Below are 16582 nucleotides of genomic sequence, written 5' to 3' on the forward strand. Positions count from 1 at the left end.
GTCATATCTTTTGTTTGTTTTTTGTGGTTTATTTTCTCCTTATCGCAGCTCCAGTTCACACAGCACAGGGCGGTGATCGGAGGCAACGGTTTCTTCGATAATGCGGGCGGCTACAACGGTCCATTTATGTTTGGGCGCTACCATGATATAGTCCAGTTTGATCCTGGGGCTATCGGAAGGGAAGGTAGGTCCCATCTGGTGCGTAGCATCTGTAAATACTTGTTTCAGTACGGTGATTTCCTTTGAGGTGGGCAGCGCGTTAAAATCGCCCGCCATGATCACAGGGGTACCTGTTTCGCGGAAATAATCTGCCAGTGCATTTGCTTGTGCTACCCGGTCGGTGGCGCGTTTGCCGGCGTCCAGGTGGGTGGTCACGAAGCGGAGACTGCTATCGCCAGGTAATTTGATGGTAACGATGCCTGCTGCCCTGGGTTCATTGTCTTTCGAAGAAGGCAGGGGCAGTGTAATACCGCTGTTAATAGGAAACCGGGAAAGAATGCCGGTACCATAGCCTCCGCCGTCAAAATCCATGGCTTTCACGAAATAGGTGTACATGCCGGTGATGGATGCCAGTTCTTTCAGCTGATCCGACTGTTGGGTGCGGGAGGTGAAGCTATCCACTTCCTGTAGTGCCACCAGGTCAGGATTGGTAGCCAGTATTACATTGGCAATACCCTGCAAGTCGAGTACCTGTTTCATGTTTTCCCCATGGTGGATGTTATAGGTCAGTATTTTTACTTTTTGTACCTGTGCAAAAAGTGTAACGCCTGTAAAGCATACCAGGGTGATTAGCAGCATTTTTTTCATAGCATCATTATTTAGGGATTTGCAGATACCGGAAAGTAGGCATTTGTGTGGGAAGCGTAGTAACGGAGGGTAATACCAAATCGTTATTATTCTTCCTATATTCCTGCTTTCCGGCACTTCAAAATCATTTAAACGCTTCTTTCACGGGTCTTCCGGTCCAAACCTGCGGAGTTTTTAATCCGAAGATCCATGCCAGGGTAGCAGCGGTGTCGTAAGTCATTACGCTGCTTTTAATTTCTTTGTTCTTTGCAATGCCAGGTCCACGGATAATCCACGGGATCTGCATTTCTTCCATGGTTTTGCCGCCATGTCCTTTCTTGATACCGCCATGATCTGCCGTGAGCAGGATGATGGTATTGTCCCACATACCGGCATCTTTCACGGCCTGTAATATTTTGCCCAGCAAAATATCATTCTTGTGTACCTGGTCAAAATAAGGCTGAATATTATGACCAATATTATGCCCGGTGCCGTCTGGTTCATCGAAATGGATGAAGAGGAAGTCCGGTTTCTTTTCTTTAATATAATCTACGGAGGCGGCCGTAGCGAGGCTGTCGTTGTCATGGCAGGCCATGTCTTTGTTAACAGCCGCTTTGGGGAACAGGTAACCAATACCGTTCCAGCTATAGATAACGCCTATTTCAGAGGTTGGTTTTTGTTCACGCAACAGGGTGTAGATAGAGGGGAACATGCCATATTGATCCAGTTCACGGGAGGGTAGCTCCGGTTTTTGGCTGTCCCATTCGGTGTATCCATGTATTTCCGGACCAGCGCCCATTACCATGGAAGCCCAGTTCACTGCACTGGAAGAAGGTAATACACTGCGGGCCTGTAAGGTCCATGCGCCGTCCTGCATCATTTGTATCATGTTAGGGTTATCCACTTTTGGAAAGCAATAGGAACCAAATCCATCCATGCCTATCAGGATAACATGTTTTACACCTTTGACTTGTGCCTGCGCGAAGAGTCCGCCAAGCAACAAGCCTGTTGCAATGATCAGTTTTTTCATTTCGTTGTTCACTTTTAAAGTCGCTGCTAATGTGCCAGCGCTTTCGTTTTTTAATAACGGATATTTATCAATACTTAGCTAAACAATAGCGGCTAAGATAGTAATGTTTTTTCGCCAATTTCACGGATTAATGCGACTTCTTTTTGTTGTGTAGCGGAGATACCGTATTCTGGTACGCCGGGAATGCCGCCCATGCTGACATTCGGATTGCGGTATACCATTTTACTTTCTTCATAGGCTTTGGCAGAGGTATGATACTCTGTTACACCGGTGGCTGTGATCAGTTGAGCGATGTTATTGGCCCGCACGCCTGATCCTGCCATGATGGCGATGCGGTCGTTGGCCCGTATGACCAGGTCTTTCAGCAGGGCAGCGCCTTCTATGGCGGTATTGCGTGCGCCGGAAGTGAGGATACGTTCGCAACCGATAGAGATAATATCTTCCAGGGCTTCAAACGGGTTATCCGTCATGTCGAAGGCCCGGTGAAATGTAACGCCCATCGGCCATGCCAGCGATGTGAGTATTTTGCAGCGTTCTTTATCTACGCGTCCATCGGCGGTGAGAATACCGATTACCACGCCATTACAGCCCAATTGTTTGCATAATTCAATGTCTTTTTTCATGACCTCAAACTCCAGTTCGGAGTAAAGAAAATCGCCGCCACGGGGGCGTATGATGGGGTAGAGGTCTATTTTTACTTTTTCCCTGGCTACCGCGATGGTGGCATAACTGGGAGTGGTACCACCTTCCAGCAGGTTATCACAAAGTTCTATCCGGTTGGCACCGCCCTGTTCTGCAGCAATGCACGAAGCTACAGAGGCAGCACATATTTCGAGGGTGAAGGACATAAACAAGGTTTTTATGTTAGAGCTGTTTTTCGGGAATTACGAATTACAAATTACGAATTACGGATTTGTGGGTAGATATAAGGGGAGAGAATACTCGCGTTTACTATCTGCCCACAAATCCGTAATTCGTAATTTGTAATTCGTAATTTTTAAAAATGATGTTTACCATCAATTAAAATATTGCTGGTATCGCTGGTGCATACTGCATAGCTGAACCCTTTCTGCAGGCAGTAAGCGCCGTGTTCTCCTTTTTTGTTGAGCGCCAGGAATCCTACCTGGATTTCTTTTGCTTTGGAAGGACTTCTTTTCACGATACGGTCAACTGCTTCTTTGCAGGCTTTTTCCGGTGGGTATCCCTGACGCATCAGTTCTACTACCAGGTGGCTACCTACAATTTTAATCACTTCTTCACCTACACCGGTGCTGGTGGCAGCGCCGATTTCATTATCTACATACAATCCTGCACCAATGATAGGAGAATCGCCTACCCGGCCATGTAATTTAAACGCCATGCCACTGGTGGTGCAGGCGCCGGAGAGGTTGCCTTCCGCGTCGAGGGCTACCATACCAATGGTATCGTGGTTATACACATTACCTGGCAACATCAGCGGATTAAACGCTGTAGCGCCATTGGTAGGTGTGTATGATTTATTTTCTATGTTGATGACTGGTTTGTATTCAGATGTTTTCAGCCACTCTTTCCAGGCTTTTTCAGACTCTGGTGTGAGCAGGTTCTCTTTCTCAAAACCATTTGCCAGCGCAAACTGCAGGGCGCCATCACCCACCAGCATCACATGGGGTGTTCTTTCCATTACCAGGCGTGCTACGGAAATAGCGTGGGTAACATGTTCCAGCGCGGCTACAGAGCCGCAGTTGCCATGTTCATCCATGATGCAGGCATCCAGGGTTACACGACCATCACGGTCGGGGTAGCCGGAATAACCTACGGTGTGGTTGTTGGGATCCGCTTCGGGTACTCTCACCCCTGCTTCTACAGCATCGAGGGCGCGACCGCCTTTTTTCAGTATTTCCCAGGCAGCCGCATTGGCAGCACGACCAAAGTCCCAGGTCGACACCACGATAGGCTTTCCCTTTACAGGGCTGCCTTTACCCTGGGAACGTGCAGCCGTTCCCGTTACTCCGTCCAAAGAGAAAACAGCGGCGCTTAGGGCCGCTGTTTTCAGGAATGATCTTCGATTATTATTCATAAAATAACTTTTAGTTTGATCTGGCTTTCAGCCCTTAGTAATACAAGATGATCATCGCTGCAATTACTAAAAGCTAATGGCTAAAAGCTAACCGCCGTTCAGTCCTTCATTTCCCATGCCAGTGCGCTGGCGCCCAGGATGGCTGCATCGCTTTCCTTCAGTTCTGAGAACAGCAATTTAACTTTATTCTGGAAAATGGGAAGCAGGTTCTTTTCCATATGCTCCCGCACGGGTTTCATGATAAGGTCTCCGGCTTTTGTTAAGCCGCCAAACAGCACAATGGCTTCCGGGCTGGAGAACATCACGAAATTGGCGAGGGCGGCACCGAGTATTTTACCGGTGAACTCATAAACTTCCATCGCCAGCGGATCGCCTTTCATAGCAGCTTCGTAGATGAGTTTGGAATTGATCTCTTCTTTGGTATGTTCCCTCATCAGGCTGTCGGTATCCGGGCGGGTGGCCAGGAATTCCAGGGCTGTGTTGGTAACACCGGTAGCGGAAGCATAAGCTTCCAGCGAACCGTGCGCGCCGGTGCCGGAATGGTAGCGGCCTTCAGGGATCACGATACAGTGACCAAGTTCACCGGCAAAACCGTCGTGACCGTAAATCAGTTGTCCGTTGGCAACGATACCGCTACCTACGCCTGTACCCAGGGTGATCACGATAAAGTCTTTCATTCCCCTGGCAGCGCCATAGATCAGTTCTCCCAGTGCGGCCGCGTTGGCATCATTGGTGAGTACAGTGGGCAAGCCAAATTTCTGCTCCAGCAGGCTGGCTAAAGGTACTACCCCTTTCCAGCGCAGGTTAGGCGCATATTCAATATTACCGGTATAGTAGTTGCCGTTGGGGGCGCCTACGCCAATACCTTTTATGTTTTCGATACCGCCTGCCTGTTCAATAAGGGCAGACATATGTCCGTGTAATTCATCGAGAAAGCCATCTACATCTTCATGTTGGTTGGTCAACATACGACCATCACATAAAATATTGCCTCTGCGATCTACAATACCGAATTTGGTGTTAGTGCCTCCAATATCAATGCCCACCGCTAACTGCTGACTCATAATCAATTCCTTGAGATTTTAAAATGGTTTTAACTCTAAATGCGAAGAACGCGAGATAAGCAAAGCACAACGCCGGAATAACATAAGAGGCGTGAATACCAATGCTTGGAATATCTGCCAGACCACCTTGTACAGGAGGAATGAGCGATCCACCGAGGATCATCATGATCAGGAAGGCAGATCCCTGACCAGTGTATTTGCCCAGACCGGCGATAGATAATGCGAAAATGCTAGGCCACATTACAGAGCAGTATAAACCAGCACTGATGAATGCGAAGGTAGCCAGCTGGCCGGTAGAGAATAATCCGATCAGGATAGAAGTAACACCCAGCAGACCGAAGACCATCAGGGTTTTAGCAGGTTTATCCTGGCCGGCGAAGAAACCTATGATCTGCACCACTATACAGATAGCATAAGGATATAACACGGAGATGTCGTTCCCTTTAATGCTGTTAGCGCCAAGAATAACGCCGTATGCCACAAAAGGAACTACCACACAAAGTATGTTACGTACGGATTTAGATACATTGAAAACGCTGATAGCACCTGTCCAGCGGCCAATCATCATACTACCCCAGAACAGGGAAACATAAGGATCCAGTTCTGATTCTGCCAAACCTTTTGCGGTCAGGAAGCCGGGATGTTTCAGTAATGCGCCGAGGTTACTGGCAACAGATACTTCCACGCCTACATAGATGAAGATGGCCAGCATACCGAGGATCAGCTGTGGATATTTCATCGCGCCCCAGCCTTCGCTGTTGCCGGCAGATACTGTTTTAGAGTAGAAGAGAATGCCCACAATACCAATGATACCGGCAATAAACATAGGCAGTTCAAATTTCAGGACCAGGCCCATGAGGATCAGGACAAACATGAAAGTGATACCCAGTAACGATTTGGTAGCTTTGGGAGAAGATTCAAATGCTTCAGTGTCCTGGCTTTCGGGCATCTTCACAAAAGCAAAAATAGCCGCCGCAATCAGGAACAGGGCAATTAATAAGAAGTATAAAGTATTGATTTTGCTGATGTCGGTGCTTACATCGCCACCTTTAATATTACCGAACAGCAGCATGCTCACGATAATAGGACCGATGGTAGTACCGAAGGAGTTGATACCACCTGCCAGGTTCAGACGGTGTGCGCCTTTGGCAGGGTCACCTAATAAAATAGCAAATGGATTGGCAGCAGTTTGCTGCAGGGAAAATCCTAAGGCAACAATAAATAATGCCATCAGGATCAGGGCAAAATATCCGAAAGTAACTGTTTGTTTAAAGTCTGTATCCAACACGGTGAGCACCTTGTCCAGGTTAGCTTTGGTGAAGGTAGCAGCATATTGATGGTGCTCTGCGTCTTTGGTGAAAGCGCCGGAAACGGCAGCCGTTAACTGAGGATGGGTGGTATACTTTTCCGCGGCAGCATTATCGCTGATCAGCAGGGAATAAGTATCTGCCTCTTTCTCACGACGGATTTTTACCTGTCTGTCGGAAGTTTGCAGTTGTTGTTCTACCTGGAAACTACTGATGTCGGCAACGGTTTCCTTAATCGGAACAATCTTTTCCTTATTCACGCAGGGGATCATAATAACAGATCCGAGTACGGAAATTAATAAACCGTAAATAATACCCTTCTTATAACCGATCTTGTTAAGTATATCTACTTTCCTCGCAACAGATGCCAGGTACAAAATCAGCGAGCCTATAAAGTAGGCGCTGTAGAACGAGAAGTCTATCAGCTGAGACTCCAGCTGGGTAAGGTTAAAATGCGATTTACAGAAAGGGATAAAGATACTGTTGGACGCAGCCAGAAATCCCCAGAAAAAGAAAACCAGAATGAGCACAAAGAACGATGGATGAGTACTTTGCGCGTTTTGTTTTGATTGCTGAGTCATAAACGTGTTAAGTTACAGTGAAATTTTGCCGGATAAATGTATAAAGAATTTTTTAAAATTTTTTAAAAAGTAAAATTATTCTTGCATTTGGTAATTAGGTAAAACGTTTTAGCAAAAATATTTGCGAAATATACACGAAATATAGCAGAAGTTTAATTATGTTCGTGCTTATCAAAAAAAATAATTCAGACAGCTTATGTCCAACCAAACAGTAACAATGAACTTACCTCCCAAGCAGGCGGGATATGCTCAGTCAATGGCTATTATAGGCATGTTGTTCTTCGTATTCGGCTTTGTTACCTGGCTCAATGGAACCTTGATCCAGTTTTTCAGAATTGTGTGTGAACTGAACGTAGCCCAGGCACTGCTGGTAACCATGGCCTTTTTCATGGCCTATTTTTTCCTGGCAATTCCTTCTTCTTTTATCCTGAATAAAACAGGATTCAAGAACGGGATGGCTTTAGGACTCCTGATCATAGCTGTTGGTTCCCTGATCTTTATTCCTGCCGCCAACGCGCGCAGCTTTGGTATCTTCCTGACTGGTTTATTTGTACAGGGCGCCGGACTGGCATTGCTGCAAACAGCATCCAATCCATACGCCAGTATCATTGGGCCTAAAGAGAGTGCCGCCAAGCGTATCAGTATCCTGGGTATCTGTAACAAAAGTGCCGGTGCACTGGCGCCATTGATTCTCAGCTCTATTGTATTAAAAGGAGCGGAAAAGCTGGAGGCAGATATTGCTGCCGCAGTGGATGCCACACAGAAAAATGCCTTGCTGGATAGCCTGGCTTCCCGCGTAATCGGGCCTTACCTGGTAATTGCCATTGTATTAACGGTACTGGCATTCCTCCTGAAACGTTCTTCTTTACCCGAAATAGATACCAATGCGGAAGATGCTACCACGGCAGCAGCTACCTCTGGTAAAACAAGTGTATTCCAGTTCCCTCAGCTGGTGCTGGGTGTACTCTGTATCTTCGTATATGTGGGTGTGGAAGTAATGGCAGGAGACGTGATTGGTCAATATGGTACCTCCCTGGGTATGAGCGTGGACGACAGTAAATACTTTACCTCTTTCACCCTGGTAGCCATGCTGGTAGGGTATGTAATAGGTATTGCCACTATTCCTAAATACCTCAGCGGTAAAAAAGGACTACAGATTTCTGCTGTATTGGGTGTGTTATTTACCGTAGCCGCTTATTTTAATACCGGTGCTTCTGCCGTAACCTTCATCGCTTTACTGGGTCTGGCAAACGCCCTGATGTGGCCTGCTATTTTCCCGATGGCAATTGATGGCCTGGGCCGTTTTACCAAGATAGGCTCTGCCTTACTGGTAATGGGTATTGTGGGCGGTGGTGTACTGCCACAGGTATATGCTGGTATGTTTAATGAACACAGTATGTTTAATTTCCTGTACAGCGCCAGCATCGACTTCAGACATGCATTCCTGTATTGTATGGTACCCTGCTACCTGTATATCCTGTTTTATGCACTGGTAGGTGATAAGATAGGAAAACCGAAAGCATAAAGCCGAAAGCATAAAGCTATTAAAGCGAATGACCGGAGCGAAACTAGTAAAATAGTTGCTCCGGTCATTCGCTTTAATAGCTTTATGCTTTTTGCCTTCGGCTTTTTGCTTTTCCAAATCATTTTTATATTTTTAGGTGTAAATTTTACGTTTAATTTTCTTTTAATGATACAAAAAACCAGGGAGCAGTTTATCCACTTATTTGAGAAAGAGCCACTGATGGTCGTTTCCCCCGGCAGAATCAATTTGATTGGCGAGCATACCGATTATAATGACGGTTTTGTGTTACCGGCAGCCATTGATAAAAAAATCGTGTACGCTATTGCGCTCAACAACACACAGCAATGTAATGCACATGCTGTTTTCACTAATGAAACCGTTTCCTTTTCGCTGGACAGTGTGAAGCCTACGCCAGGATGGATCAATTACCTGATGGGTGTGGTAAACCAGCTGCAGGAGCGGGGTTTCGTTGTAGAAGGTTTTGACTGCGTGGTATCGGGCGATATCCCGGTAGGAGCGGGGATGTCTTCTTCTGCTGCAGTGGAAGGCGGACTGGTAGCGGCCCTGGATCACCTGATGGGCTATGGGCTAAACCGGATGGAGATGGCACTCATTGGCCAAAAGGCGGAACATACCTTCCCTGGTGTGAAATGTGGTATCATGGACCAGTTTGCGAACCTGCACGGTAAAAAAGACCAGGTAATGCGCCTGGACTGCCGCAGTCTCGCGTTTGAATATTTCCCCTTCAACTTCCCCGACTACAAAGTGGTGCTGTGCAATTCCATGGTACACCACTCCCTGGCGTCTTCTGAATATAATGTACGTCGCCAGCAATGCGAGGAAGGGGTAAAGGCAATCCAGGTAAATCATCCGGCGGTGAAATCGCTGCGGGATGCGACTATGGCCATGCTGGAAGAAGTGCGGAACCAGGTTGCTCCGAAAGTATACGACCGTTGTGCATATGTGATCGCGGAAATTCAACGCGTACAGGATGCTACGGCACTGCTCAAACAAGGTAACCTGCAACAGTTCGGAGAGCTGATGTATGCTACACACGAAGGGCTGAGCAAACTCTATGAAGTGAGTTGCCCTGAACTGGATTTCCTGGTATCACTGGCCCGTGAGCGGGAAGAAGTGGCTGGTGCCCGTGTAATGGGTGGTGGTTTTGGTGGCTGTACCATCAACCTGGTAAAAGCAGAGAAGGTAGCTGATTATGTAGCCTTTATCAAATCACGTTACCAGGATCAATATGGTAAGGAGCCGGAAGTATACGTAACTACTATTGAAGACGGCGTGTCTGTGCAGGAAAAGAAAGTAACGCAAAACGCGTAACAGAGAGCTGAAAGCATAAAGCGGAAAGCAAAAAGCTATAAAAGCGAATGACCAGAGCGGATATTATTCCTTTGCTCTGGTCATTCGTTTTTATAGCTTTTTGCTTTCCGCTTTATGCTTTCAGCTCTCTGTTAGTACTGATCATCCAGTGCAAAGATCGGTGTTCTGTTCATCCAGCGACCACGGGTGAAGTCCGGAATGAATTGTACGCTGCCGCTTTCTGCTACAGATTGTTCGCTGAGTGGTGTGATCGCATACCAGGTAGCCATGTCGTATACGTCCAATGGATATGGTGCATTGCGTTTTACACACTCCAGGAAGGAGTTGAGTACAAACCAGTCCATACCGCCGTGACCAGCGCCTGCAGCGTCGTTGGCATATTTTTTCCACAGTGGGTGGTCATATTTGCCGAAGTAACTGCTGGCATCTTTTGGATCGCCGGTGGGTTCCCATTCGTCGAATTTACTTTTCTTTTCTACGTAAATAGATTTCTGGTCGTCCATCCAGAGGCCATTCGTACCTTGAACGCGGAAGTTCAGGGAGTAAGGGCGTGGAGAGTTGGTATCGTGCGACAGCATGATGGTTTCGCCATTGTTGGTTCTGATCAGGGTAGACACGATATCACCCAGTTTGAATTCTACTTTGGCATTTGGATGGCTTTCGCCGCCGTTGTCAACGATATATTTGTGCAGGCCACGGGATTTGGTCGCCACGGAAGTGAGCGACAGCAAACGGTTACCGCGGTTGATGTTGATCATGTTGTTGATAGGACCCAGACCATGAGAAGGGTAGAGGTCAGCGTTGCGGTGTACCGAGTGCGCAGTTCTCCATTTGGCTTCAGACAGTCCTTTTTCGCCAAATTCCACACCACCACCATAGTATTGTTTACCGTTGTTGAATTTAACACCGCGTAAGTCGTGCTGGTAGCCGCCCTGCAGGTGCGTTAATTCACCGAATAAACCCTGGCGCACCATGTTTAATACGGCCATCACGTCTCTGCGGTAGCATACGTTTTCCATACCAAATACCGGGATGCCTGTTTGTTCGCTGGTGTTAACCAGTTCCCAGCATTCCTGGATATCAGAGGCGCCACATACTTCTACAGCAGGTGTTTTACCGGCTTTCATAGCAGCAACGGCCATGATGGTATGCCATTCCCATGGCGTAGCAATTACCACCGCATCAATATCATCACGTTTCAGGAGGTTACGGAAATCTTCCGGACCGTTGGTATATTCCGCTACTTTCTTCTTTGTACCATAAGCTTTTTCAATCATTGCTTTAGCTTTAGGTACAGTGAAAGCCGTGTCGGGATCAGCGAAAGCGATTACTTCAGCATCTTCGCGGTGAAGGAAGAAATTCAGGTGGCCCAGTCCGCGGGCACCTACGCCAATTACACCAATTCTTACTTTCGGCTTCTTCTCGTTGGCAAATAATTTGGCAGAAGAGCCCAGCATAGAAATACCTACGCCAGCTGCTACTGTGTTTTTCAGGAAACTTCTGCGATGCAGTGGTTGTTTATTCATTGTTCAAAGTTTATTAGCGTACACTGTTATACGGTAAGGAGGCACTAAATTTATAAAAATTGATTTATCTAAACCAACCCTATGGGGAATATTCTTACATTTTTGTGATAAACGGTGAAGAAACTGTCAAGTTCTTCTTCTAAAGTTGCCACTGCGGTTTCCGGCAAAGTCAATTTAGAATTAATAATAGTGAATTTGAGATTGATTCAGTACAATTATCTGCTCTATCTTCGCTAGCATCTGTAATTCATAAAATTTTTATTTCCGGCAATGAAGAAAAGCACATTACTCCTGGCTGGGCTGCTGGGTTTTAATATGGCGATGGCGCAGGATATCAAACCCTATGGCGCATTACCATCCAAAGCACAGGTAGCCTGGAATGACCTGGAATATTATATGTTCATTCACTTTGGTCCTAATACTTTCACTAACAAAGAATGGGGACATGGCGATGAAGATCCGAAAGTGTTTAATCCTACGCATGTAGATGCCCGTCAATGGGCACGTACGGCTAAACTGGCCGGTATGAAAGGGATTGTACTCACTGCCAAACACCACGATGGCTTCTGCCTCTGGCCCAGTAAGTACAGCACCCACACCGTGCGCGAAAGCGCCTGGAAAAATGGTAAAGGGGATATCCTGAAAGAATTATCGGAAGCGTGTAAAGAGTACGGCCTGAAATTCGGCGTGTATTTGTCGCCTTGGGACCGTAACCATCCTGAATATGGAACTGAAACTTACAACCAGGTATTTGCGAATACGCTCACAGAGGTGTTATCTAATTACGGACCTGTATTTGAACAGTGGTTTGATGGCGCCAATGGCGGTAATATCAAGCAGCCGTACGACTGGAACCTGTTTCGTGGTGTAGTATATAAACATCAACCCAACGCGGTTATTTTCAGTGACGTGGGTCCTGGTTGCCGCTGGGTAGGTAATGAAAACGGGATTGCCGGTACTACTAACTGGAGTACGCTGAATGTAAAAGGATTTACACCCGGTGCAGGTGGCCCGCCTACCAAATCGCTCAACGAAGGTAATGAGGATGGCGAACAATGGATTCCAGCGGAGTGTGATGTATCTATTCGTCCGGGATGGTTCTATAGCCCGGAAACCGATGATAAAGTAAAATCGGTGTCTCATTTATTAGATATTTATTATGGTTCTGTAGGCCGCAATGGCAACCTGATCCTGAATGTGCCGGTAGATAAAGACGGCGTGATTCACCCCAATGATTCCACCCGTTTGATGGAGCTGCGGAAGGTGCTGGACGCTTCTTTTAAAGATAACCTCGCTAAAAAGGCGGTAGTAACGGCAACGAATACACGCAGTAATAATGCCGCCGTGAAAGTGGCGCACCTGACGGATGGTACCAATGCTACTTACTGGGCTACTACTGATGAGGCGAAATCGACTGCCATCACGCTGACTTATCAGAAGGCCATCACCTTTAACCGTGTGGTGTTACAGGAGTACATTGCGCTGGGACAGCGGGTACAAAACTTCTCCGTTGAGATCCTGGAAAATGGACAGTGGAAGGAAATAGCGAAAGAAACGACCATTGGTCACAAACGTATTTTACGTTTGCCGGATTATACTACCACACAGGTGCGGATTAATATCCTGGATGCCAAAGCGGCGCCGGTGATCAGTGAGGTACAGTTATACAAAGCGCCGGAGCTGCTGGCTACGCCGCAGATAGTACGGGGTAAAGATGGAAACGTAGCCATTACCTGTGCATCTGCAGATGTGAACATTCACTATACCCTGGATGGTACCACCCCTACACAAAAGTCACCTAAATACCCGGTTGCCCAAAAGGAACAGGTAGTGGCGGTAGTGTTGCCCCGCGGTGGTGTGGTGAAAGCCAAAGCCTTCGGAAAAGACGGCAGCAGCAGTGAAATGGTGAAAGCTTCCTTTGATGTGGCGCCGGCCAAATGGACCGTGCAACAGGCGGATGGTGGTGCCGGCGAGGCCGCAGCCAGCGCAATAGATGGAGATGCCAGTACCATATATAGTACAGATGCTTCGAAATATCCGCACGAATTGCAGGTAGACCTGGGCGAGACCCTGTCTCTCAAAGGATTTACTTATCTACCCCCTGCGGGAGATGGCGCTAAAGGCGTGGTATATGGTTATGCGTTTTATACCAGTGCCGACGGCAAAAACTGGGGGAACCCGGCAGCCAGCGGTCAGTTTGCCAATATTAAGAATAACCCGGTGTTACAGTCCGTTCCTTTCAAGGTAACCAAAGCCCGGTTTATCCGGTTTGTGGCGGTAAGCCCGGCAAGTGAGTCAGATTTGCAGGCAGGAATTGCTGAGCTGGGTGTCATCACCCGGTAAGGAAAAATGACCTGATAAGCGGAGATAAGTGTCGGATTGACGGCTCTTGTCTCCGCTAATCTTTTTATAATCAATGTGAAAAATAATAATATATAACCCCCTTGTGCCGGTCAACAGGCCCCATCCCGGCCAACCCAATGTCAGCCTTTGTTAAAATTGTGTCCTTACGAAAAAAAATTCGACCATTTAAAAAGATATTGTTATAACTTTGCGGATATTCTAAACTAAAGACAATATTTATAACAATTTAACGCTGAACTGAAGTTGGAAAAAACCGCAACTCATACCAACATTTCTGCATATCATCCCGCTTTAAACAAAGGGGTATATTCTGTTGGGTTCAATGTCTTTAGATTTCTTTCCCGACGACCTAGAATTTGATAGCGCTTATTCTCATATAACCGCTATCGCACCGTGATTCCCCAATCCTCCGGTGAGCCTTTCCAGTAATGGAATTTCAAGTTAGTTTATTGATTCACGATTTCAATTTAAAAAGTTGGAAAATCAACATATCATCGTTAGGGTAGCCACTCCTGACGATATCCACTATTCAAATACCATCACTGATGAGATGGAATCGTCTGCAAAAGCAAGAGGAACCGGTATTGCCAAGCGTTCCCCTGCCTATGTAGAGCTGAAAATGCAGGAAGGTAAAGCCGTAATTGCGGTTACAGACAAGGGCGACTGGGTAGGCTTTTGCTATATAGAAGCCTGGGGCCACGACAAGTTTGTAGCCAATTCCGGACTCATTGTGAATCCCGCTTTCAGAGGTCATGGCGTCGCTAAATCGATTAAGAAAAGAATATTCGAACTCTCCCGGGAGAAATACCCTGATTCCAAAATCTTTGGTTTAACCACGGGTTTGGCGGTGATGAAAATCAACTCCGAACTGGGCTATGAACCCGTTACCTATTCAGAACTCACCGATGATGACGAGTTCTGGAAAGGCTGCAGAAGCTGCGTTAACTTCGACATTCTCACCGCCAAAAACAGGAAAAACTGTTTGTGTACCGCCATGCTGTACAACCCGGAAGAGAAGCTGAAGGAAGCAGAAGAAAGAGCGATGGCTGAAAAAGCAGCGGCCGCCGTAAAACAGCCTCAGCTGCATGTGACCGCCAGCGGCGACATGCACCACGAAAGACGTCGCCGGAGATTTAAAGGAAACATAAAGTTGTATGAGCGATGGTTGCGTTTTAAAAGATTTGTTTTGCTGAAGAGCAAAAAAGAAGGTGGCGCTACCGGATCTAAAAAGAAATTCTTCCTGTTCTGAAAACAGGATCTCTCAATATTGTTACTGGAATTATAAAAAAAGATGTCATAATGAAAAAAGTTGTACTGGGATTTAGCGGAGGACTTGATACTTCCTATTGCGTTAAATATCTGACTGAAGAAAAAGGATATGAAGTGCATTCAGTGATCGTGAACACTGGTGGTTTTTCAGAAGAAGAGCTGCAGGAAATAGAAAAGCGCGCTTACAACCTGGGCGTTAAAAGTCACAGAACTGTTAATGCAATACGTTCTTATTATGATGGCGTCATCAAATATCTCATCTTCGGTAATGTACTGAAGAATAATACCTACCCGCTGAGCGTGAGTGCAGAGCGCATGAGCCAGGCACTGGCCATCGCAGAATATGTGAAAGAAGTTGGCGCAGACGCAGTAGCACACGGTAGCACCGGTGCCGGTAACGACCAGGTGCGTTTCGACATGGTATTTCATATCATGATTCCAGGTGTGGAAATCATTACTCCCATCCGTGATATGAGACTGAGCCGTGAAGAAGAAATTTCCTACCTGAAATCAAAAGGTGTGGAAGTGAATTTCGAAAAAGCCATGTACTCTATTAATAAAGGTATGTGGGGAACTTCCGTAGGTGGTAAAGAAACCCTTACTTCCAACGGTATGTTACCAGAAGCAGCCTGGCCAACCCAGCTGACGAAAGAAGGCGAAGAGCAGGTGAAATTAACTTTTGAAAAAGGCGAGCTGACAGGCGTAAACGATAAAAAATTCGGTCACCCTTCTGAAGCCATACAATATCTGCAAACCATTGCTGGTCCATTCGCTATTGGCCGCGATATCCACGTAGGCGATACCATTATCGGTATCAAAGGCCGCGTAGGTTTTGAAGCAGCAGCACCGATGGTGATCATCAAAGCGCACCACGCGCTGGAGAAACACGTGTTAACAAAATGGCAGCTGAGCTGGAAAGACCAACTGGCGCAGTTCTACGGTAACTATATGCACGAAGGTCAGATCATGGACCCGGTAATGCGCGACATCGAAGCCTTCCTGCAAAATACCCAGGAAAACGTTTCTGGTGAAGTATTTGTAACACTGATGCCTTACCGTTTCCAGGTAACCGGTATCAGCTCCCCTTACGATCTGATGAGCAGCAAATTCGGCAAATATGGCGAAATGAACAGTGGCTGGAGCGGAGAAGACGTAAGAGGCTTTAGCAAAATCTTTGGTAACCAGACAATGATCTGGCATCAGGTAAAGGAGAGCATAAAGCAGAAAGCATAAAGCAAAAAGCTATTGTGTTGGAGATTGTGATTTTAGTATAGTCCGGTTTTAAGACATTTTTTTATGTTTCAACAAGGATTATATGAGAGATTACAAAAAATTGGAGGTCTGGAGAAAGGCACATGTGATGACAACATTTGTTTATAGGGATGTGGTTACACAATTGCCGAAGGATGAAATGTTTGCGTTGGTAAGCCAGATGAAGAGAGCCGCCTACAGTGTGCCGCTGAATATTGTAGAAGGATGTGGCAGAGCAACTGAAATGGATTTTGCGAGATTTTTAGACCATGCGTTAGGTTCGGTACATGAAGTAGAATATTGTGCGCTCCTGGCTTTTGATTTGAAATTTTTGGAGGAGCCAGTTTATATTGATCTCAATAAAAAGATAAACGAGGTAAAGGCAATGTTAATAGCCTTTATCAAAGCTTTAAGAATATCATGAGTTAGAAAAGTAGAAAAAAGCATAATCATTCGCTACAATAGCTTTATGCTTTATGCTTTCAGCTTTT

13 protein-coding genes are annotated in these 16582 nt (G+C 46.4%); 6 read left to right on the forward strand and 7 right to left on the reverse strand.

What is annotated here, in order from left to right:
• Window positions 1-39 precede the first annotated feature (39 nt).
• The 6 genes from AC5ZC7_RS03670 to AC5ZC7_RS03695 all read right to left on the reverse strand — a co-directional run bounded on the left by AC5ZC7_RS03670 (window position 40) and on the right by AC5ZC7_RS03695 (window position 6824).
• Window positions 40-807 (reverse strand): endonuclease/exonuclease/phosphatase family protein, encoded by a 768-nt coding sequence (locus AC5ZC7_RS03670; protein ID WP_496162065.1) that lies wholly within the window; start codon window positions 805-807, stop codon window positions 40-42.
• 124 nt (window positions 808-931) lie between these two features.
• Complete coding sequence (locus tag AC5ZC7_RS03675; RefSeq protein WP_496162064.1) at window positions 932-1816, reverse strand: alkaline phosphatase family protein; 885 nt, start codon at window positions 1814-1816, stop codon at window positions 932-934.
• A gap of 92 nt (window positions 1817-1908) precedes the next feature.
• Window positions 1909-2664 (reverse strand): copper homeostasis protein CutC, encoded by a 756-nt coding sequence (locus AC5ZC7_RS03680; protein WP_496162063.1) that lies wholly within the window; start codon window positions 2662-2664, stop codon window positions 1909-1911.
• A 149-nt stretch (window positions 2665-2813) separates the two neighbouring features.
• The gene (locus tag AC5ZC7_RS03685) at window positions 2814-3872 is read right to left on the reverse strand and encodes an isoaspartyl peptidase/L-asparaginase (protein WP_496162062.1); all 1059 of its coding nucleotides are present in this window, start codon (window positions 3870-3872) and stop codon (window positions 2814-2816) included.
• 98 nt (window positions 3873-3970) lie between these two features.
• Window positions 3971-4936, reverse strand: coding sequence for an ROK family protein (locus AC5ZC7_RS03690; RefSeq protein WP_496162061.1), 966 nt, complete (start codon window positions 4934-4936; stop codon window positions 3971-3973).
• Window positions 4908-6824 (reverse strand): MFS transporter, encoded by a 1917-nt coding sequence (locus tag AC5ZC7_RS03695; protein ID WP_496162060.1) that lies wholly within the window; start codon window positions 6822-6824, stop codon window positions 4908-4910. The genes AC5ZC7_RS03690 and AC5ZC7_RS03695 overlap by 29 nt, the downstream gene beginning before the upstream one ends.
• Before the next feature lie 196 nt (window positions 6825-7020).
• Here AC5ZC7_RS03695 and AC5ZC7_RS03700 point away from each other — a divergent pair, with 196 nt between their 5' ends.
• The gene (locus AC5ZC7_RS03700; protein ID WP_496162059.1) at window positions 7021-8349 is read left to right on the forward strand and encodes a glucose/galactose MFS transporter; all 1329 of its coding nucleotides are present in this window, start codon (window positions 7021-7023) and stop codon (window positions 8347-8349) included.
• A gap of 165 nt (window positions 8350-8514) precedes the next feature.
• Window positions 8515-9681 (forward strand): galactokinase, encoded by a 1167-nt coding sequence (gene galK / locus AC5ZC7_RS03705; protein ID WP_496162058.1) that lies wholly within the window; start codon window positions 8515-8517, stop codon window positions 9679-9681.
• A gap of 131 nt (window positions 9682-9812) precedes the next feature.
• Here galK and AC5ZC7_RS03710 read toward each other — a convergent pair whose 3' ends face one another.
• Window positions 9813-11207: a Gfo/Idh/MocA family oxidoreductase gene (locus AC5ZC7_RS03710; RefSeq protein WP_496162057.1), complete on the reverse strand. Its 1395-nt coding sequence runs from the start codon at window positions 11205-11207 to the stop codon at window positions 9813-9815.
• A gap of 270 nt (window positions 11208-11477) precedes the next feature.
• On the opposite strand from AC5ZC7_RS03710, the gene AC5ZC7_RS03715 reads away from it, so the two are divergent.
• The 4 genes from AC5ZC7_RS03715 to AC5ZC7_RS03730 all read left to right on the forward strand — a co-directional run bounded on the left by AC5ZC7_RS03715 (window position 11478) and on the right by AC5ZC7_RS03730 (window position 16515).
• A complete protein-coding gene (locus tag AC5ZC7_RS03715; protein ID WP_496162056.1) occupies window positions 11478-13550 on the forward strand; it encodes an alpha-L-fucosidase in 2073 nt (690 codons plus the stop codon).
• Window positions 13551-14046: 496 nt separating this feature from the next.
• Entirely contained in the window at window positions 14047-14820 is a 774-nt protein-coding gene (locus AC5ZC7_RS03720; protein ID WP_496162055.1) for a GNAT family N-acetyltransferase, read from the forward strand.
• Window positions 14821-14870: 50 nt separating this feature from the next.
• Complete coding sequence (gene argG / locus AC5ZC7_RS03725; RefSeq protein ID WP_496162054.1) at window positions 14871-16073, forward strand: argininosuccinate synthase; 1203 nt, start codon at window positions 14871-14873, stop codon at window positions 16071-16073.
• An 82-nt stretch (window positions 16074-16155) separates the two neighbouring features.
• The gene (locus AC5ZC7_RS03730) at window positions 16156-16515 is read left to right on the forward strand and encodes a four helix bundle protein (protein WP_496162053.1); all 360 of its coding nucleotides are present in this window, start codon (window positions 16156-16158) and stop codon (window positions 16513-16515) included.
• Window positions 16516-16582 lie beyond the last annotated feature (67 nt).

This window comes from Chitinophaga sp. 9-1-y (assembly GCF_059511905.2).